This window comes from Bombella saccharophila, from assembly GCF_026385475.1.
Classification (GTDB): domain Bacteria; phylum Pseudomonadota; class Alphaproteobacteria; order Acetobacterales; family Acetobacteraceae; genus Bombella; species Bombella saccharophila.
In genome coordinates this window covers 509,364-529,086 of the sequence record NZ_JANIDW010000001.1, presented here as the reverse complement: position 1 = coordinate 529,086, position 19,723 = coordinate 509,364, and the positions used below count along the sequence as shown (strand labels likewise).

Genomic DNA, 19,723 nt, shown 5'->3' with positions numbered 1-19,723 from the left:
GAAAGAGTAACAGCGTATCTTATTGCTCTAAAAGAAAAGCTACACCTGCCAGCTTATTTGTCTTTGCGACTTGAGCAACAGGCGTCCCAGCTTTATTGCGCACCAAGCCGTTATCATCGACAGACCCTACGGCACTACCTTGGTTGTTATAAACAACGCCACCGCGATCAATCTCGCCGATAATCTTGCCTGTTTTATTATCCAAAACCGCACCAGCAGGACTCACAGAGCCGGAAAACTGCGTCGTGATTTGCTTCACTCCAGCAGAATCTGCTTCAGGCTGGGACGCTGCTACACCCAATGATGCAGCACACAACCCGAGTGCCATACCGGACAACAAGCAAGTCCGCTTCAGCATAGAAGATATAGACATCTAAAACCTCTTTCTATCTCAGACAGCCCGCAGCGTTAGCACATGAAAGACAGCAGGCAAACCATTACGGAATGCTCGCCCCTCCCCATTACAGGTCGTAACGACCACAGAGCTTATTACCATCTGGGTCACGCAAATAAGCTAGAAAATATTGCGCATCACCCACATTCCGTACCCCCGGCGGGTTCTCAATATCCAAGCCGCCATGTTCAATGCCAGCTTTGTGCCATGCTTTCACCTCATCTTCACTCCTAAGAGCAAATCCTAGTGTAAAACCATTCGCTACCGAAGCCGGGTTACCATCAATTGGCTTACCAATCATGAACATCTGGCCGTCTTTTTCATAAAGCAGCTTACCAGGCATCGCCTCGCCTAGAGCTTTCCCGCCCATAACGGAGAATAACGCATCATAAAACTTCTTAGCGCGTGCAAGATCATTCGTCCCTAAGGCAACATGCGTGTAAAGCATAGCCAACTCTCCCAACTCGAAGAAAATTCATTCCTGCTAGGATATGGGGAGGCGTCTCTATCTTTCAATGAGGGCTATAGCCTCTAAAATCTAACATTTCAGTAAGAGGCTAACGTTTATATACATCCTCTAGCCGCACAATATCATCCTCTCCCAAATAAGGGCCAGACTGCACCTCAATCAAGGTGATCGGGATACGGCCGGGATTTTCTAACCGGTGAACAGCCCCTAATGGCAAATAAACACTCTCATTTTCTTTAACCGTAAGGACCTCATCATCACGCGTTACAAGGGCTGTACCAGCAACAACAACCCAATGTTCAGCACGATGAAAATGTTTTTGGAGCGATAATTTCTCCCCCGGACTCACATGGATACGCTTCACTTGGAAGCGATCACCCTGAATCAAACTCTCATAAAACCCCCAAGGGCGGTACATGCGCACATGCTTCTCAGCTTCACCGCGACCTTCATCCCGGAGGCGTGAGACCATGTGTTTAATATCTTGTGCACGGTCGCGATGTGAAACCATAACAGCATCTTTGGTAACGATGATGATAAGGTCATCCACGCCTGTTACCGTCGCAACAACACTATCAGAATGTACATAACAATTCTTGGCTCTGTCTAAAAAGACATTGCCTCGCGTTGCATTGCCGTCACTATCCTTAGGTGTTAGCTCCCAAACGGCATCCCAACTCCCAACATCCATCCAGCCGAAATGAGCAGGCACCACAGCAGCACGTTGCGTTTTCTCCGCCACCGCATAATCTACCGAGATAGACGGCGCTTGGGCAAAGCTTTCTGCTTCTAGCTGAAGAAAGCCTAAATCTGTCTGAACATTCTCAACCGAACGCTCAACCGCATTGTAAATCTCTGGAGCAAGAGCCTTTAACTCAGACAAAAACACCTTAGCTCGCGCCATAAACATGCCGGAGTTCCAAAGATATTTCCCCGCTGCTAAAAGGCGTTTTGCTTCCTCCTCATTCGGTTTTTCAAGAAAGCGCGTGATATGAAACGCTTTCTGCGTACCGTCTAACGCTTTGCCTTGCTCAATATACCCATAGCCTGTCTCAGCTTTTGTGGGTGTCATGCCGAATGTCGCAATATAACCTTTCTCGGCGGCTTCTCGCGCTTGAGAGACCGCCTCTTGTAGAGCGGGGATATCTGTAATCGCGGCATCAGCTGGCATAAACCATAAAATGGCCTCATCATCCGTTTTAGCCTGCCAAAATGCCGCCGCTGCCATCGCCGCTGTGGAGTTACGCGCGACTGGCTCCAGCACGATCCGCGCACCCTCTATCCCAACTTGCCGCAGCTGCTCGGCCATGACAAAACGATGGTCACAATTCCCCACGATAATGGGAGCGGCCTGCAATCCAAGCAGCTTCGTCCGTTGCACAGTCTCCTGGAAGGGTGTCTCCTGCCCTAAAAGCGCACAAAACTGCTTGGGATAGCTCTTACGCGAGACTGGCCATAACCGCGTACCAGACCCCCCAGACAATATTACAGGAACAATCATCCCAGTTCCCTTCATGAACCGACGAATACCGCTCTACAGATATATAGACGCTCTCTTCTCCTATCCCCCTTTAAAAGTCAACTCCCGGCAAACAGAATAACCATTGTAAGAGATAAAATTAAAATTACTTTTTAATAAAGAATGTTTTGTCTTTATCACATACAACGCTACACTCTGTTTCATTAAAAACAAAACCAATAACCGCACCCCATCTAAAAACAATTACGCTGAACTAAAAGGGAAGAATAATAGTCCTAAAAGTAAACTAACTTAATATGCTAGCCTCTACAGCTATAACCCTCAACCAATACAGAGGGTAACAAATGGCACACAACCATAGATTGCATCCGCACCAATCTCGGCCAAAAACCACCTCATAACGGAGCAACTTAACCCCTTGCTCTACCATCCCTCCCGTGGGTCATGATTCATATTATCCACATCGCAAACCCCATCCCCCATGCCACTACCTACATAATAAAACCCTTTATTTATCGCATCTACATGATGGGTAATATCTCCCCACTCATACCCCATATTATCCAACAACCCCCCTACAATAACCGCGCAACGCCAATAACGCCCCTTCTGGGAAAGAACTAAATCTGCCGCATCCTCAGCATGATCCCATCGGACGCCCGCTTTCTTCAACCTCTTAATCGTCCCTTTCCGGTCCTCCCGAAAAGCCTTCAATAACCGCTCAATCGATGGCGCATAAGGGTCTTCCGCATTCGGATCTTGATACATCCGCCCAATGTCACAATCTGTTTCCGCTGTATTAGGATCAGGTGTATTCATCTCCCTAACGAGTTCAGGGTCTAACCCCCCACGAATACCATCCACATACATATGATATATAATCCTAGCACACTCTTTATACCTTCCCTTCTGGGAAGTCACCAATATAGCCGCACTCTCCGCAACATTCTTCTCCACACCGGCCTGCACCATCTCATCAATCATCCCCTGCCGGTCTTGCTGAAAACTTCGCGCCATAATCTGAACAGGATCATTCTCCGGGTTATAAGCAGGCTTCGCAGGCGTCTTATCCAAAAAGGCCTTACTACAAATATGCACCTGCTCAATATCGTAAACAAATCGCCATGACCCAGAATTCGCTAAGCGAATACGCTCCTGCCTATCCTTATCCGGCGGCCCATCATCAGGGAACTCAGGATGCAACGCATCATACCCGCTCAACAGCAAACTCACATGCTGCGCGCACATAGACTCAGGCTTATACTTCGCCCCCCACAAAGCCTGCCGCGCTAACGCCGCACTCAAGCCCATCCGTTGCAACGCATATTGCTGCTGCGCCGCAACCATCTTCAACCCCTCCTCTATAGGCGGTATCCCATCAGCACAAACACCCAAACCAGGCATCAAAACAAACGCCACAAAACACAAAATACCCGCAACAAATCCCCGCATCACTACCCCCAATACGCAATAGAGCTTAGCTATCTTCCACAATTTGCACGCTGCAAACGTGCCAGCAAGGCTTATGCTCCGCTCTGTAATAATTGTTATCTTTAGCATGACGGTAACGTGCTCTATAGGCACGATAATGAGGCTACACAGCCGACCCTCTATCATCAGTGCATCTCCCCATTACAGATGCGGCCGCTGCTTCCATATGATCGCGCTGGACCATGCCATTAAAGAAAGGGGCACTTATGGCAGAGGGAAATCCCTAAAAATGAATGGGCAAAACTCTTGGACGCTCGCACATTTTCACGATCATGCGTAAATGACGATGAACAACATACCGGCCGTTACCGATATCTAAAAACACTCACTTTTCAGGAAGCTTTATGGTGGATGCGACAGGGATTGAACCTGTGACCCCTGCCGTGTGAAGGCCGATCCCACACGCTTCTTTATCTTCAAAAAACCCAAGTTTCTCTAGTGTTACAGCTAATCCCGAAGACAAACACACCATGGTTAAAAGGATGAAAAAGCTTATAAATCTGGGTCAAGCTTTTGGACGAACCTAAGACAATAAAAAACAAACTTGCAAACCAATTGAGAACTCACCAGACTAAAGCTGATGGGCCGCTACAATTCAGCAGCAGTACTGATCCTGCAGGCCGATAACGTGTCATTGCTACGCAGGATGACGCGCCCTCACCAAGGCATTATGATTAAGCTTGAACAGAGAAATCAGCAAAGTCACGTAATGCGGACTTGGCTGTGCCGAGTGTACGAGAAAACAGGGCCGATCATGTGCATGGAGGGTTCTAAAAACCTCTTGGTATTGAGGCCTACGCTGTGATTCCATTTTCCCGGTTCTGGTTGGAGGAATGAGGAGAAGCGTTTTCTCGGATTGTGGATTTTGAGGTGTTCCGCCGGAGCTGGACAGAGCACTGGCCTATTCAAACGGGAGCAAAGGCGGGTGTCCGCCGTTTGATCTGGTGCTGATGTTCAAGATCCTGTTGATCCAGACACTCAACAATCTGTCCGATGAACGGACAGAATAGCTGATCAACGACCGTCTCTCCTTCATGCGCTTTTTAGGTCTGGGACTGTCGGACCGTGTACCTGATGCCAGAACGGTATGGCTGTTTCGTGAGCGTCTGACACAGGCGGAAGCCATTGATGTTTTGTTCAACCGCTTTGATACGACCCTGCGGAATGCCGGTTATCTGCCGATGTCAGGTCAGATCCTAGATGCTACGCTGGTAGCGGCTCCAAAGCAGCGCAATACCAGTGCGGAGAAGGCGGATCTACGTGAGGGACTTCTTGATCGCAGCAATACGGCGTCTGATGTCTGGGCGGATACAGCCTACCGCTCAAAAGCCAATGAAGCCTTCATGGAAAAGCAGGGCGTTGTCTCGAAGGTTCACAGGAAAAAGCCGCATCTCAAGCCTATGCCATGCCATATCCAGAGATCCAATGCAGGAAAATCCGTTATCCAGTCGCGTGTCGAGCATGTCTTTGCCGATCAGAAATCACAGACGGGGCTGTTTGTCCGAACCGTAGGCATAACGCGGGCCACCATGAAGGTCGGGCTGGCCAATATCGTCTATAATATGCGCCGCTTTCTCCTCTTGGAGCGGATTAACACGAGCGCGTAGCAATACAGAGCGTGCCCCCCTCGCTCTGCTCAAAACCCAGAGCGAAAATCAACACATCAAAAGCCTGAAATCAGGCACAAGAAAAGTCAGACAAAGGTTTTTAGACCCCCCCCACCTCACGAACATGGAGACGTATTATGTCCGCCTTATCCGTTATAGCGATCGATCATCTTGTTCTGAACGTCAATGACATTGATATATCATTCGACTGGTATGTAAATATTCTTGGAATGCACGGGGAAAAAGCATTTCGCACAAAACCGGGTCCAACCATGCCTACATCTTCCCAGAATGCTTCACCAATGTTAAAAAGAAAAATCTAATTGGAAGACAGCTCATTATATTCTCTACGCCATTTCAATAAGTTAGAAAAGTGTCACTACGGGTTGATGCAGGTTCGAGTCCCGCAGTTCGCACCACAGACACCTGAAATAGCACGATTTTTCGGCTGAATGAGGGGCAAAGGCTGTCTTTGCTCCATCGTCCTTCCCCACCGAGGGAAGATTTTATGCTCCGCGTCCGAGGCACCACCTACCACTTCCGCCGTATCGTTCCCCCTGCCCTGCGAGTAGCCTTAAAACGGCGGGAAATCTGGGTTTCCCTGAAAACCGGCTACCAGAATGAAGCCCGCAAACGGGCATCCCTCCTTCACGCCAGAACCACTGAACTGTTCTCTCAGACCCATCTGGCCCTCTCTGAACCAGACGCTTTAAGCAGGCTTGAGGGACTGCGGGTTTCACTGCGGGATTTGCAGAGCGTGAACCTGCCTTCATCTGCTCATGAAACGGGGTCCGTGCCAGTTTCAGCACCGAGGCCAAAACCCCGAACAGTGAAGAAACCAGCCAGAGCACCCAAAGCCCAACCTTTAATGCTCTCCGGTGCCCTGAAACGCTTTGTCTTGGACAGCCCCCATGCCAGTGCTGACACCAAGAAAGCGACCCAGCGGGCCGTAGACCTTTTCCTGCAAGCCTTTGGAGATGCGCCCGTGTCCATCATAGGGGGCGAAAAAGCTGGGGCATTCCGTGACCTCCTGTTTTCACTGCCTGCATCACTGGGCAAACGCAAAAGCAGTCTTACCCTTGAGGAAGAAGCACAGAGAGTCAGAGAGGAAGGTTTACAGACCCTGAGCGGGAAAAGCGTCAAGAACCATATGATGCGCCTCTCTGCCCTCTGGAACCAGTTACACCAGAGGGAGTTGGTCACACGTAACCCGTGGACAGGCTGGAATTTTGAGAATGGGCAGAAGACCGTCAGGAGAAGCTGGACAGCAAAAGAACTCGCTTTGCTGGCCTCTGCCTCATGGCACAGCACTTCGGTGCCAGAACAGACCTTCAGGCTGGTCACCCTTATTGCAGCCTATTCTGGTATGAGGCTGGGCGAAATCTGCACCCTACGCAAGGAAGACCTCCAGACCGTTGACGGTATCCCTTGCTTCCTTATCCGACCTCACACCGAAACCGGCTGGGCACCCAAGACAGAAGCTGGCACTCGTATGGTGCCAGTCCATTCAAAACTGATTGAAGCCGGTGTGCTGGTGCTGACAGAGACCACGGAAGGCCCCTACCTCATTCCCGGCTTGGAAACCTCAAAACAGGGTGTCAGGAGCGCCGCCCTTGGCAGGGCTTTCTCATTACTCAAAACCCGTATCGGCCTGCCGGCAGAAATCACCTTCCACTCGTTCCGGCATACCGTCTCCACCCAACTCAGAAACGCGGATGCCAACATCCGAGAGGTGTGGATTGACCGTCTCCTTGGCCATGAAGCCACCCATAAAAGTCAGGGCACCACAACCTACCTGACCAGCATTTCAACAGCCAACCTCAAGCAAACCATAGAGGCAATCAGCTACCCGGAAACAGCCTTTGCAAACATGACGATTTAAAAGGGAGCCAGCAGTGCTCAATGGCTACCCATTGAGCATCTGGCAAGGGGGAGATACCCCCCGTTGACCCCCTTTTTTCTGTCGCCCGCAACGATGGGGAGCAATTCGCCCGTTTTAGCTATCAGCGCGACTATCCCCGACGTTATTAAACCAACCTGTATTACTAGGCTGTTAGCTCGAAAGAACCGTCTGTGCTTTTCGCAACTGTATATGTATTGAGTGCCTCGGCGACACGGCCTGGATCAGTCACGAACAGGTATGCCCATTCGCCATAAGTGCCCAGTCGGTTAACGCCGCTGACCCAGCGTACGCCAGCCTTTGCTTTGGTGTCCGCGCTATCTGTAACCTGCCCCTTGATTTCGACAATCACGTTTATGCTCTTGTCGGTCACAACGATGAAGTCGGGAATATAACGGGCTTGAATGCCACGATTGCGATAGGGAATGAAGAAACCCAGCCGGTCGTTCTTGACCCAGCGACGGACACCCGGATGGCTATCGAGCAAGAAAGCAGCGCTTTGCTCCCATCGCTTTGTGTCTGCAACCATCGCGTTTAGGTGGCATCGAGTCACGGGATATATCGGTTTGGTTGTGTAAAAATCCACGTAAAGTGTGCTGCCACACCCGGCAGCGCCCTGCGGGATGACGGCCACTTCAGCATCCAATGTCGAAGAGCCTTTCTTGATCGCTTCCAACAGCGCACCAACGGCCGCCTGCATATACTCGCCGACCAGCAGCACATCGCATGGCTGACTGTCGCCCTTGCGGTGCAGTTTTTCGACGAGAAAGCGTTTGGCGGCGAAGGCGACTTTGGGAAACAAGACCTGCATCGGCACTGCCGCAGCACCGTTATCGACGGTCCAGCGGGCGCAAATCTCTTTCGCCAGCCGAAAAGCTACCTGCTGCTCACGGAACATCGCCCGCCAGTCCTGTAAAGATAGGACTGGCTTTTCGCCGGGGCCGTAGGCGGCAAGTGTGCCATCTGACGTGGTGAGAGGGGTTAACTCCACGGTCTGCGGAATCTTCATCGGATCGATGGTGACTTTCGCCACCTGTTCCCAATCGACGAAAACATCGAACTGGCCAGACTGGTAATAGCCAGTGACAACTGGAAACGTGATCTCGAATTCGGCTTTTTCTGGTACGGAGTAGATATGGTTAGGATCAGGCTGCGGGGGCGTAGGGCCGGGTGGCGACACCTTGAATGGGATCAGTTCGAACGGCACGCCGAAAACCTTAGCGGTTTCCTCGGCGAACATCTGCGTTTCCTCGTTGAGTGCATAGTTCTTACGCCGCAACGCACGTCCGACCACCTGCTCACAAAGAAGCTGCGAACCAAATGGGCGCAAACCGACAATATGCGTGACGGTGTTAGCATCCCAGCCCTCGGCCAACATGGCGACTGACACGATGCATCGCACATCGCGGCCCGGCGGAATCCGCTCATCGATCCATTTAAGCGAGCCGTCGTTATCGTCACTCGCCGCCTTGTCGTTGTGCTTGCGGACAAGCTCGGCCCATTCGTCTGGCACCTTGCCACCCGGCCATTCAGCCTTACCGATGGTGTCGAGAATGAAGCGGAGGCGACGGGTTTCATCCTTCGAGCCACCTTCCTCGATGTCCTCGATCACCTTGGAATCAATGCGAACCGTTACTTCTTGACCAGGTGTATTCCGGAACCATACCGGAGCCTCACCATACCCGCCTTCGCCTGTGGCAAGCCAGCCATGTACTTCTCGCGCAACGGCAGTATCACGACAGACGACAATGAATACCGGGGGTACCGGGTGTTTGTGCTGCGCTTTGGCAAACTGCTCCCATTCGAGAAACCTTTGGTGCCATTCGATTGCCAGAAGATTGATGGGGGCGCTTGCGTAGTTCATGACAATTTCCGGCGTGATGTTTGTGCCAAAACCATCTTCCTTCGCTTTAGCCTGCACCCAACGCCAGATATTGAAATAAGCAGCTTCTTCAGCGCCACTTACATCACGGGATGGCAGTTGTGGGATCTTCACAAGGCCGGATTCGATGGCGTCCAGCAATCCGAAGTCGGACACAACCCACGGGAAGGGCTTGCCAACCTCGTTTCCTGAACCTTGAATGTAGAAAGGCGTGGCGGACAAATCGACGCAAAGGGTGACGCCACGACGACGGCTGCCGCCAGCTAGTTTGTGGATGCGGTCAAGGCCCTCGATCCAGATGGTCGCCTCACGGGCATTCTTCTTGGCGAGGTCTTTGTCCTCATCCAACGTCTGTTCGTCGCCTTCGGCATTATCACCGCGCCTGTAGGCGTGGTGGGCTTCGTCGTTGAAAATCAACCAGTGCGGACTGCGGCCTTTGCCACTACCAAGCTCGCGACGGATGCGTTTGAACCATGCAGCGTCAGACTCAAAATACTTGGTTTCGATAGTTTCGTTCGCCTTACCAGCGTTCTTCACCACTTCGACCGGTTCACCTGCCTTAACGACCTTGGCAGAATCGCCGTTGACAGTGTTGCTTTCCTTCTTGGCAAGGCGGTGCCAGTTGGCAATCATCACCTCGCCACGCCGTAATTCCTCCATGCGGTGCGGCGGCACAAGCTGGCGGGTTCGGTAAAGGCTTAGGTCACCAAGAGCGGGGTCCAGTTCCTGAAGGCGCTCCCGAATGGTGACGTTGGGGCAGACGATCAGGATCGTATCAGAGAAACGGTCATCACGCGGTGCGGCAACGCGGTTCAGGATCGACCATGAGGCGAGCATTCCCATGACGGTCGTTTTGCCGGAGCCGGTTGCCATTTTGCAGGCGTAGCGGAGGAAGGCACGCACCCCCTCTGCCTTCGTCGCCAGACCCGGCTCATCCTTCGGAATTTCGGGGATGCCCTTGCGATAGATATCGGCGGCCTCGACCAGAAAGATGATAGTCTCGGCGGCCTCAATTTGCGCGAAGAACAGGCGCTGCATTCGTTCGTCACTGCGCCAGAGGTCTAGCAACTCCTTCGTCACCAATGATGCGCCATCATAGGCGACGCTACCGGAGCGCGTTCCTTCGCGCCATTCCTTTACACGCTCGCGGATGAGGTTGACGATTTGCAGTTCAACCTCTTCTCCTTTCACATCCTCGAAGAGATCGGCTTCAGCACGGCCACGCCGTCCCCGGCCCGAATGTTCGGGAACGCGATAGAAGTAGCTGGCCCGACGTCGCCCGTTGGCCTTTACGGGCACCTTGCCGCGCTCAATCTGCCAATGGCATTGGGGCTCGATGAAGGGCGAGTTGATAATCGGAGATTCGACCTCTGGAACGGTAACCGTCGGTTCTTGCTTTTGCCGCGCGCCCATCAGTTATCGCCTCCCGGCGTCTTGACGGTCATCAATTCATTGCCGCGCTCGTCGATGACCTTGACCGCGATGCGTCGCTTATCGCCAAGCGTGAATGGCTCGCTTACCGTCCCGGCCAGATGTTCCCATACGTTTTCGGCGAATTGTCCTTTGAGGGATTTTTGCAGGTTATCCCATGCGCTTGTCTTTGGGAAAAATACTTGCGAGGCGAAGAATGCCATGCCGTTATAGTTGGTATCGAGCATCCAGCATGGCAGATTTTCCGCCTTCACTTCGTCCGTTTCCATCGTATCGGGGCGGAAAATGTCCAGCCCCTTGATGACAACGCGGTGAAGCGGAGTCCCGTCCTTGTTCTTGCCAGCTTCTTCCAGCCGCACGTCCGGGAGACCGGTAATCGAGAAAATCTCGCTCGACCTGCTAGTTTTGAGCAAGTCGGACATCACCACGTCCGGCGTAACGGCGATGTAGATGGTGGGCAGTTTCAACTTCGCCAGCATCCCCCGCGCATTGGCGTCGATGGCGAAGCCGAACAGGAAGAGTTGGCTATAGCCCTGCCGTAACGCCTCAGTTTGGGCGTTGAACACATATTCGGAACCGATCGCGCCATCTTCGGGACCGAACACGATGGCGATGCGCTTCTCCGTGCCGTTACGGGCGGTTCCCTCGGCATGGAGATATTCACGGTCGGCAAGTGGGCTGACGGTTTCCAGTTCCACAGTGATATTGCCGGGCAAATTGAGCGTTTTGCTCTGGCGCAGCACCTCGATCATACGATCCAGGTAGGCGCGCGGACTATCGCTTGTCGGGTGCGGCGACGGGGCGGTGAAATCTTCCTCCATATTCATCGCCGCTTGAATGGTGGCTTCGACCGTGAAGGGGCCACAAACGCGGGTGACCTTGTCGTTCACCTCGGCGCGGTCGATGATTGTTTCCAGCTTTGGGTCTTCATCGTTGGCGATGGATTTGAGTGTGATGCGCGGAACAAGACCGCCGACTTCCACGCCCTTATTGTTCCGCTTGCGCTCATAGATGAAACCGCCTGCAGGGCCTTGGGCTGGATTCCTGAGCCTATACCATGGGAATGTGCTAGTCAGAAGACGCTGCCGGGCCAGCGCAATCGGCACGCGCGATGTATCTACGGTGATCCAACGCCGGCCCCATTGTTCGGCCGCGTAGGCGGTGGTGCCCGAGCCGCAAGTGATATCCAACACGAGGTCGCCTGGCTCGGTCGTCATGTGGATGCACCGCTCGACAACCTTCACCCCGGTCTGAACAACATACACTTTATCGTCGGTGAAACTGCCGGTGATGGTGTCGGTCCAGATATTGCCCAGTTGCTGGAAGGGAAAGTCGTCTGCGTAGCGTCGATAGCGGACGCTATTTTTGGCGACATGGATGCGCCCCGCCTTACCCAGCCTGTTCATTCCGTCTGGGTAGTTGGCTTTCCAGTGCGAATTGCCACCGGGCAGATATGTTTTGCCTTCAAACTCGAAGGGTTGAGGCTCGGAGGCGGCGTTCTGCGACTGAATGTTATCGGGATTGTAGAGCTTGGCATCTTTAGGCAATTCGGCTTCGCCGCGCTTTTCAGCGGCATTGACCCCTCGGTAGCTCCCATCTGGCAACAAAACCCATGTCGCATTGCCTTTTCCGAGTTCGATGGGCTGCGGCTGGAAAATCTTATTATAGCGAACGGTATCCTTGTCCTTGGAATACCAAAGCAAAAAGTCGCCCATCGTGGGCAAAGTCGTAGAATCGAAACCTGATGTCGTTTGAAAGCTGATTTGCGAGACAAAACCACCGGGAAATACCTCATCCAGAATTTCCCGAACATGATGTACGTTGTCGTCGGAAATCTGAACAAAGATTGAACCGGAAGGAGTCAGTAGCTCGCGCGCCAGCATTAATCGGTCACGCAGATAGGTCAGATAGGAGTGAAGCCCCAGTTCCCATGTATCCCGGTAGGCTTTCACCATTTCTGGTTCACGGATCATTTCGTCGTCGGAGCCGTGGTTGACCCGGTTCTTGCGAACGAAGGGCTGAAAGTTCGATCCGTATTTCACGCCGTAGGGTGGATCGAAGTAGAGCATCTGCACCTGACCACCCATCCCCTCATATTCGAGCAAAGAGTTCATAACCTGCAACGAATCCCCAAGGACAAGGCGATTGGTCCATGGCCCCTTATGCTCGTAGGCATCCAATCTGTCGGCAACGTCCAAGTCCGTGTCGCCGAACAGGTCGAGATTGGTGCCGACTGCCTTGTGAGATTGCAGGGTATCGAGGATAGCTTGGGTGGAATGGCGCTCGTGAACGAACAGAGGAAGCGTGGGCACTGAGATCTGTCGGCGCTCGGCCTTACCTGCCCAATTCAGGAAGGGTTTCGTGAGGCTGCGTAACCGGGCTGCGCATTGCGAAAGAGAAAAAAAGCACTCATTTGTTCCCTGCCATACCTGCGGCTGGGCAAACACGGTGGCCTCGCCCTTGTCTGCTGCTTCGGCTATCAGCGCCAGCAGCCACTCCGCAAAGTCACGCTCCGCATTTTCATCCCATGCCAGTTCGGGGGCGAGACTTGAATCGTAACGGTAGGTTTTCGGTGTCTTCTTATTTGAGAACTGTGCTTCCATCCCAACATCCGGGCGCATTATAGCCTTGTCCGGATAAAGATAGGCATTGGCGCCTGGGGAATCGATTGTAGGCGATGCGTGTGGCTGTCCCGACGTTGATTTGCTGAGCGACTGGGCGACGGGCTTTGCGCGAGCAACGGAGCCCCCGCGCCCTTTGCCCTTTATAAGCAAGCCTTCGGCGGCTAATTCATCCCTCTCCGCCTGATAGCGGCTTTCTTTTAGCTTCGGCAGATGCTCTTGCAGAGCGGTCAGTAAGCGCTGATTTCCGATGGTCGATCCGTCTTCAGGGAGAAGGGAAAGAATAAGGTCTCTCAAGGAGTCGGCCATGGCAGTACGTTCAGCTTTCTGTGTTAGGCTTGATTATGGGAAGCATATCTTTTCTGGAATACTGTGTCAGCCCTGCAAGAGAAATGGTCCCGGTTTTTCGAAAAGGTGCATAAGCTATAATTTGGCCTGAGAGAGGACTGGCTTTATGGGCAAAGCTCCACATAAACAGATCAGATTTCATACGATAAAGGGGGTCAACGGGGGATGGTCACTCCCCCTTGCCTGCTGTCGAATGGGTAGCCATTCGACACTGCTGGCTATCCTAAATATCGCGCCGCAACTTGCAGAGAAAACTTTAATGACAAACGAAATGCTGTCGTAACCAGACAGCAAATGCCTCTTCTTCTATACCCCCTGAAGCAAGTGTCACCATAACCTCGACCGCCTCTGATGCAGGGGCCTGAATACGCACCCCATTCACTCTCAGAAACAGTACGCAACAACTCCAAGCTGTCCGTTTATTTGCATCATTAAAAGGGTGGTTACGAGCAATACCATAAGCATAGGCAGCGGCCAGAGTAGCCATATCCGGCGCTTCACTCTCGGCATAATGCCAACGATTTTCTGGCCGCGCTAACGCGCTATGCAACAAATCTTCGCTTTTGACGCCTTGTGTTCCGCCATATTCCCTGAGTGCTTGGTCATGCATAAACAACACCACATCAGGTTCAAGAAACTCTGGTTTCTCCGTCATTATCGCTTAGCCAGTTCCTGAAGCACATCAGCCTGCTCTCGAAGCGTCTCACGCGCCATTTGCATCTGACGTTCCAACTTCAAATTACGCTTCACCAGCTTAATGCCATCGGCCATCTCAACAAGTGTGAGTTCCTGCCCAACTTCCAGACCAAGCCGAATACGTGTTTCAGCAGGAAGAGTAATTCCGATAGAGTTTCCCTGTTTCCGCACAACAACTGTTTCCATGACACATCTCCGTAATACAATTCGTATTACATAACAGAAGCTATTGGCGCTATTCAACAACGAAACACTGATAAGCAATCCGCTAGATTAAACCCTACGCCACTGTCTTGACTGCCCCACGGGTTTGCCCGCAGAGTGAACCCGCAGTCACCATGTGAAGGATGATTTCGTCTGAAATTATCGTTCTGTTTCAATGGGTTGTCTGGTTGGTTGCGACCAAAGCGAGCGGGTTCGAGTCCCTCAGACTTTTACGCTACAGCCTTGAAAAGACGCCATAAAACCGGATGGTGATAGGTGAACGGGACTTTCCCGGTTGTCTTCCCAGTCTGGGAACTCACATGCTGCGTCTTATCGGCTCTCATTACCACTTCCGCCGTGCCGTTCCGGTCGTGCTGCAAGCCTGCCTTGGCAAAACAGAAATCTCCCTCTCCCTGCAAACCGAAAGCAAGTTTCTGGCCCGCCAACGGGCTGCTGCCCTCTATGCCCGTACAGGTGAAGTCTTCCATAAAGCCAGAACCATGCAAGGCCGGTTCTCTGGCAAGGAACTGTCCTCTCTCCTCACCTTCCAAAGCCCAGTAACGCTGGAACCAGAGAAGAATGCTCAGGAAGAGGAGGCAACCTCTACCCCCAAACGGAAAAGCCTCAAACCGAGGGAGAAGCTGACCGGTAAAGTGGTCAGGAAGCCTCAAAGCACGAAGAAGAAACCGTCCGTTCTTATGCTCTCCGATGCCTTGGAGCAGTTTGTCTTGCGCAACCCCAAGGCCAGCACCGATACTAGAGATGCAACCAAAAGAACGGTTGCCCTTTATATCAGGGCTTTTGGGGATGCGCCTGTCAGTGACGTAGGCGGCAGTCAGGCCGGAGCCTTTCGTGACCTGCTTCTTGCCCTGCCCGCAACACTGGGCAAGGGCAAAAGCAGTCTGACGCTGCAACAGGAGGCACAGAGGGCCAAGTCTGATGGTCTCCCTACCCTGAGCAATAAAAGCGTGAAAAACCACATGCTCCGCCTGTCCGCCTTATGGAACCAACTGGTGCAACGGGAACTGGTAACAAAGAACCCATGGTCGGGCTGGCACTTTGAGAGTGCCCCCAAGACTGTGCGACGAAGCTGGACACCACAGGAACTGGCACTACTGGCTTCTTCTTCATGGCATAGCGCCTTGGTGCCTGAACCCACTTTCCGGCTCGTGACACTTATCGCTGCCTATACAGGCATGAGACTGGGGGAGATTTGCACGTTACGGAAAGAAGACCTGCAAACCATCGAGGAGGTTCCCTGCTTTATGGTCAGGCCCCATACTAAAGACGGCTGGTCGCCGAAGACCGAAGCTGGCACTCGTATTCTGCCAGTGCATTCAAAGCTGATTGAGGCCGGTGTGCTGGCCCTCAAGGACAACACCAAAAGCGATTACCTCATACCCGGCCTTGATGGGTCTAAACAGAAAGACAGAGGGGCTACATTGAGCAGGGCCTTCTCCCAACTCAAGACCCGCCTTGGCCTCCCAGCTGAAATTACCTTTCATTCCTTCCGGCATACCGTTTCCACACAACTGAGAAACGCCAGCGCAGACATCAGGGAAATCTGGATAGATAAGCTTCTGGGTCACGAGGCGAGCCATAGAAGTCAGGGCACCACCACATATCTGACCGGCATTTCAATAGCCAATCTCAAACAAACAGTGGAGGCAATAAGCTACCCGGAAACAGCCTTCAAAAAGGGAACGTTTTAAAAGGGAGCCAGCAGTGTCGAATGGCTACCCATTGAGCATCTGGCAAGGGGGAGTGCCTCCCCCGTTGACCCCCTAAAGCGCAGAAAAATAAGGTTTCATCTATGACTGCATACGCCGTCTACTTGGGCATGCGTGCCGGTGAGTAGCTTTCCGCACAGCGGACATAAGCAGCACGGTCTATCTTGACCGAGTTGGGGCCGGGAACGTTGGTTCGCTTTCAGCCATCTCCCGTGATAGACATTGCAGCCTCATCCTTGTGCTCGAAGCTTGTGTCTAGCTAACGTGGAAAAATTGACCTAAAATATTTCGAAATTATATGTCTGAATCGCAGAAAAAGGCCGAGAGGCATAGATACTCGCGGGGGAATTCGTGGCTACCGATATTCTGATACGTTTCCTTGGGGCCGGTCTTATCAACGTAGGTGGTGACGACTCCAAGTTTGACCGGCTGAAAGAAACAGCGGCCGACCTCGGGGCTACCCTCAAGAAAACACCGTCCATGGCCGCGGCGTTCGCCCTCATCGCCTTCGACCCGGAGGCTCCTGCAGATGACCCGGTCATCAAGAAGGTAGTCGAAGCGCTCCAGAAGCGCTGGGCCACCTACGTCAACACTTTCTCGGGCACGCCCGTGGCCGTGATCCGGGCGATACTGCTCGACGCTCTTGTCCATGCAGCTGATGGGGATGACACGATCGGCGTCGCTTTCGTGACCTCCGCCCGAAATGCCTTGCCTTTCATGGAGGCCGGCAACGAGCGCGCGATTTGGACCGATGTGGTGGCAAACATCGAGCGACGCGTCGACGCGCGAGCCGAAGCAGAATGGGCGACGCCGTCTTCGATCACCGTTCCAGCCATGTCCTTTGAAGCTCCTAAAGCCGTCTCCACGGGGGCGACGTTTGGAAGCGTCGATAAGGAGGCGCTCACGAATCAGATTCTGGCGGCTGCCGGTCCATACACTGCGACCGGGGCCAACCCACACTGGCCCAACAGCAACCCGCAGAATTGGGCCCAGGAGTTCAGCACCCGCTTGGCCGCTGCCATCGCCAACACGGTGGATGCGCTCGGCAAGGAAGCGAATGTCGAACCGATCGACCTGTCCGGTCCCTTGAAGGGCCTTGCTCAAGCCGTGACGACGCATGTGGAAGCCGCATTGCAAGCGGTGACCGGCGGCACGGCTGGCCTTCAGCGGCGGACGGACCTGATCTGGTGGAAAGAGACCCTTTACTCACCAAGCGCTCGCGTAAGCTATCGTGGGATGCCGACGTCGACCGCAGCGGCGTTGATGGCGTTCGACTTGCATCAGCAGGTGCCGACCTTTTCGCCGGCCAGCGTCGCCGCCTTCCTTCATGAGGCGGTCCTGACCCTACCTTCGCTCGATCCCGCCGAAGGGCGGCCAATCCGCAGCCTTTTGGAAGAGGCCATGGCTTCTCCTGAGCTCACGCCGTTGCGGGAAGCCGCGGCGCAGCTCGTTCAGGACCTGACAGGCCGTGGGCCGGTATTGGCGCTCCTCGGACACGGCTCCGGCCGCTCGACCCTCGACGATGACGGCTTTCGTGCGCACGTCGGCGTTCCGGCAGCAACGCCGCTGACCGTGCCTGGGTGGGCGACGTGGCTCTTCAGAGAGTTGCAGGCCGCTCGTGCAGCACAAGAGGGGGCGGAGGCCAAGAAGCAAGGGCATAAATCTTGATGACCGAGTGCTCTCGACTTACGTGCTTCGCGCCCGAAAGCACCTGCGACCTAGGTTTTTTGGATCACGCCAAATGCCCAGAGTGGAAGCACCGGGACGGGGCAGCGCAGGGTGAAACGAAAACCGACGAACTTCCGCTCCCTTGGTCAGGAAGCGCCATCGGTCTGGTTGACCTCGGCTTCGTCGCCGGGCGAACAAAGCCGTTAGTCGTCGGCATCGTAGGGCCGCAAAATGCGGGGAAGACCACCTTGCTGGCTGCTTGGTACCTGCTCATCGGCCGCGGTCTGAGTGGTTTCCATCAGCGTCGTTTTGCGGGCTCCTACTCGCTTACCGGATGGGAAGCCGTGGCAAGCGCGCTACGTTGGACACCCGGGCAGCAGATCAGCTTTCCGCCGCACACGACCAGTCGCAGTGGCCGAGCGCCCGGTCTCCTCCACCTCGCGTTCAGGACCGCGAACGGGGAGGTTCGCGGCTACATGTTCACCGACGCTCCCGGTGAGTGGTTCCAGAAATGGGCAGTCAACCGCGAGGCTGTCGAAGGTGAAGGCGCTCGCTGGGTCGCGGCGCACGCTGACCTCTTCTTGCTCATCGCGGATCGCGAAGCTCTTTCTGGCCCAAACATGGGTTCGGCCCGCGGATCGCTCCAAATTTTGGCGCGCCGCTTGGCTGCCGAACGCGCAGGGCGTCCGGTGGCGCTCGTCTGGACCAAGTCGGACGTCGCAGTGGCGCCCGAGATGGAGAAGGCCGTCCGTGATGCCGTGCTCGGCCCTATGCCGGACGCTCGTGAGTTCTCGGTTAGCATCGCGGCCAGCGCGGACGACACCTCCGACACGGGTCAAGGTCTTCTCGAGCTCCTGGACTGGACGCTCGAGATTCGGCGCGAGCGCGTGTCCTTGCCGCCCATCGAGGCTTCAAGTGCTGATCCCGTCTTCATGTTCGGCGCGAGGTGATCATGAGTGCCAGCGACAGATCCATCCTGCTCATCGGCGAGTCGGGCGTCGGCAAGACGCACTACGGCGCGCAGCTCCTGAAGCGGCTGATGAAAGGTGACGGCCAACTGCGGATGGACGGAGCGGCCACCAACCTGGAGCCGTTCGAGGCCGCGCTGGAGAGCCTGAACGAAGGTATGGCGGCCGGCCACACGCCCACCACCACCTATGTCGACAGCATCTGGCCGATCGCGGACGTCAGCGGTCGCAAGGCGGAGCTCGTCTGGCCCGACTACGGCGGCGAGCAGATCAAGACTATATCGTCGACGCGCCGCATCCCTGCGGCTTGGCGCGCCCGCGTCGTCGGCGCACCTGCCTGGCTTCTGTTGGTTCGGCTGCAGCAAACGCGTGTGAGCGAGGACATCTTCTCGCGTCCGCTGAAAACGCTGAAAGGCGCCGACGTTGAAAATCGCGAGGTTCAGGTCTCGGACCAGGCTCGACTGATAGAATTGCTCCAGATGCTCCTCTACATCCGGGGCGCGATCAGCACGAAGCCGTTGGAGAGCCCCCGCATGTGCGTTCTCCTGAGCTGCTGGGACGAGTTAGGCACCGATGAGCAGCCCGCCGTGGTCCTGGATCAGCGGCTCCCCATGTTTTCGAGCTTCGTGCATAGCGTATGGGCCGAACCGAGCGTGCTCGGCCTGTCAGCGTTGGAGCGGCCACTCAATCCCCGTAATCCAGATATAGATTACGCGGCCCGCGGTCCCGAGCAATTCGGCTACGTCGTTCTTCCGGGCGGCCAGCGCTCCACGGACCTCACGTCGCCGATCCAGCGCCTCTTAACTAACACCCTCTGAGACAGAAGGTCGGCGT

14 protein-coding genes and 1 pseudogene are annotated in these 19,723 nt (G+C 54.2%); 7 read left to right on the top strand and 8 right to left on the bottom strand.

From position 1 onward, the window contains the following. Window positions 1–19: 19 nt before the first annotated feature. The 4 genes from NQF64_RS02330 to NQF64_RS02315 all read right to left on the bottom strand — a co-directional run bounded on the left by NQF64_RS02330 (window position 20) and on the right by NQF64_RS02315 (window position 3,903). Window positions 20–358 carry a hypothetical protein gene (locus NQF64_RS02330; RefSeq protein ID WP_266106335.1) on the bottom strand — a complete coding sequence of 113 codons (339 nt, stop codon included), beginning with the start codon at window positions 356–358 and terminating at the stop codon, window positions 20–22. 103 nt (window positions 359–461) lie between these two features. Then, window positions 462–842, bottom strand: a complete 381-nt coding sequence (locus tag NQF64_RS02325; RefSeq protein WP_099027387.1) for a VOC family protein — start codon at window positions 840–842, stop codon at window positions 462–464. Between the two features lie 109 nt (window positions 843–951). Then, window positions 952–2,364 (bottom strand): mannose-1-phosphate guanylyltransferase/mannose-6-phosphate isomerase, encoded by a 1,413-nt coding sequence (locus tag NQF64_RS02320; RefSeq protein ID WP_266106334.1) that lies wholly within the window; start codon window positions 2,362–2,364, stop codon window positions 952–954. Window positions 2,365–2,766: 402 nt separating this feature from the next. Next, window positions 2,767–3,903 carry a hypothetical protein gene (locus NQF64_RS02315; RefSeq protein ID WP_266106333.1) on the bottom strand — a complete coding sequence of 379 codons (1,137 nt, stop codon included), beginning with the start codon at window positions 3,901–3,903 and terminating at the stop codon, window positions 2,767–2,769. A 771-nt stretch (window positions 3,904–4,674) separates the two neighbouring features. Here NQF64_RS02315 and NQF64_RS02310 point away from each other — a divergent pair. The 3 genes and pseudogenes from NQF64_RS02310 to NQF64_RS02305 all read left to right on the top strand — a co-directional run. Next, a pseudogene (locus NQF64_RS02310) lies at window positions 4,675–5,441 on the top strand (transposase); the annotation flags it as partial. Window positions 5,442–5,578: 137 nt separating this feature from the next. Beyond that, window positions 5,579–5,764 carry a VOC family protein gene (locus NQF64_RS08990; protein ID WP_407651781.1) on the top strand — a complete coding sequence of 62 codons (186 nt, stop codon included), beginning with the start codon at window positions 5,579–5,581 and terminating at the stop codon, window positions 5,762–5,764. A 185-nt stretch (window positions 5,765–5,949) separates the two neighbouring features. After that, window positions 5,950–7,323, top strand: coding sequence for a site-specific integrase (locus tag NQF64_RS02305; protein ID WP_103765506.1), 1,374 nt, complete (start codon window positions 5,950–5,952; stop codon window positions 7,321–7,323). 163 nt (window positions 7,324–7,486) lie between these two features. Here the strand turns inward: NQF64_RS02305 and NQF64_RS02300 are convergent, their stop codons facing one another. From NQF64_RS02300 to NQF64_RS02285, 4 genes are all read right to left on the bottom strand, one after another. Next, window positions 7,487–10,636 carry a BPTD_3080 family restriction endonuclease gene (locus NQF64_RS02300; RefSeq protein WP_266106331.1) on the bottom strand — a complete coding sequence of 1,050 codons (3,150 nt, stop codon included), beginning with the start codon at window positions 10,634–10,636 and terminating at the stop codon, window positions 7,487–7,489. Continuing rightward, window positions 10,636–13,584 carry a site-specific DNA-methyltransferase gene (locus NQF64_RS02295; RefSeq protein ID WP_266106330.1) on the bottom strand — a complete coding sequence of 983 codons (2,949 nt, stop codon included), beginning with the start codon at window positions 13,582–13,584 and terminating at the stop codon, window positions 10,636–10,638. Before NQF64_RS02295 ends, NQF64_RS02300 begins: the two co-directional genes overlap by 1 nt. A gap of 295 nt (window positions 13,585–13,879) precedes the next feature. Continuing rightward, window positions 13,880–14,278 (bottom strand): type II toxin-antitoxin system death-on-curing family toxin, encoded by a 399-nt coding sequence (locus NQF64_RS02290; protein WP_266106329.1) that lies wholly within the window; start codon window positions 14,276–14,278, stop codon window positions 13,880–13,882. Further along, window positions 14,278–14,505 (bottom strand): AbrB/MazE/SpoVT family DNA-binding domain-containing protein, encoded by a 228-nt coding sequence (locus NQF64_RS02285; protein WP_025826032.1) that lies wholly within the window; start codon window positions 14,503–14,505, stop codon window positions 14,278–14,280. The genes NQF64_RS02290 and NQF64_RS02285 overlap by 1 nt, the downstream gene beginning before the upstream one ends. Window positions 14,506–14,843: 338 nt before the next feature. Between NQF64_RS02285 and NQF64_RS02280 the strand changes: the two genes are divergently transcribed. The 4 genes from NQF64_RS02280 (at window position 14,844) to NQF64_RS02265 (ending at window position 19,707) form a co-directional block, all read left to right on the top strand. Continuing rightward, entirely contained in the window at window positions 14,844–16,235 is a 1,392-nt protein-coding gene (locus NQF64_RS02280; protein WP_266106328.1) for a tyrosine-type recombinase/integrase, read from the top strand. A gap of 369 nt (window positions 16,236–16,604) precedes the next feature. Next, window positions 16,605–17,921 (top strand): GTPase-associated system all-helical protein GASH, encoded by a 1,317-nt coding sequence (locus NQF64_RS02275; RefSeq protein ID WP_266106327.1) that lies wholly within the window; start codon window positions 16,605–16,607, stop codon window positions 17,919–17,921. After that, entirely contained in the window at window positions 17,921–18,871 is a 951-nt protein-coding gene (locus tag NQF64_RS02270) for a TRAFAC clade GTPase domain-containing protein (RefSeq protein ID WP_266106326.1), read from the top strand. Before NQF64_RS02275 ends, NQF64_RS02270 begins: the two co-directional genes overlap by 1 nt. A gap of 2 nt (window positions 18,872–18,873) precedes the next feature. Then, on the top strand, window positions 18,874–19,707 hold the full coding sequence (locus NQF64_RS02265; RefSeq protein ID WP_266106325.1) for a TRAFAC clade GTPase domain-containing protein: 834 nt from the start codon (window positions 18,874–18,876) through the stop codon (window positions 19,705–19,707). Window positions 19,708–19,723: the final 16 nt, after the last annotated feature.